The organism is Hydrogenophaga electricum (genome assembly GCF_030160815.1).
Classification (GTDB): Bacteria; Pseudomonadota; Gammaproteobacteria; order Burkholderiales; family Burkholderiaceae_C; genus Hydrogenophaga; species Hydrogenophaga electricum.
The window spans coordinates 1-516 of the sequence record NZ_BSPB01000207.1 but is presented as its reverse complement, the minus strand read 5'-3'; the positions used below and the strand labels follow the sequence as shown (position 1 = coordinate 516).

Annotated in this window: 1 protein-coding gene; it reads right to left on the bottom strand. The window is 68.4% G+C overall.

The features are described from left to right. Window positions 1–505, bottom strand: a 505-nt coding sequence (locus QQK43_RS23390) for a DUF4148 domain-containing protein (protein WP_284309668.1), incomplete at its 3' end; no start/stop codon positions are given. Window positions 506–516: the final 11 nt, after the last annotated feature.

Sequence of the window (516 nt, the reverse complement as noted above, 5' to 3'; positions counted from 1 at the left end):
ACTGCACGTTGCGGTAGTGACCGGGGAAGAGCTCGTTGAGCTTCATGCCGCTGTCGCCGTCGGCCACGATGTCGCCCGTGCGCAGCGCTTCGCGCAACTCGGCCTTCACTTCGGCGCGCGTCTTGCCTTGCTCCGGTGCGGCCGCCTGGACCTTCACCACGTCGGCCTTGGCCGCGTACTGCGCCGGGCTCAACTCAGCCAGCGTCTGGCCGCTGTCACCACCGGCGACCAGCGAACCGTCGCGCAGGGCCTGTTGCAGCTGGGCCTTGACCTGTTCACGGCTCAGGCCCTGGGCCTGCACGGCCGGGTAGCGGTTGGGCGAGAGTTCAGCCAGGGTCTGGCCGCTGTCGCCGCCGGCGACCAGCGAGCCATCGCGAATGGCTTGTTGCAGTTCGGCCTGGACCTGCTCGCGGCTCAGGCCCTGGTCGGCGGCCACGGCCTGACCGGCGGCGATGGCCAGCACGGCAGCAGCAAAAACGGAAGTGAAGCGACGTTGGGTGTTCATGATGGTTCCTT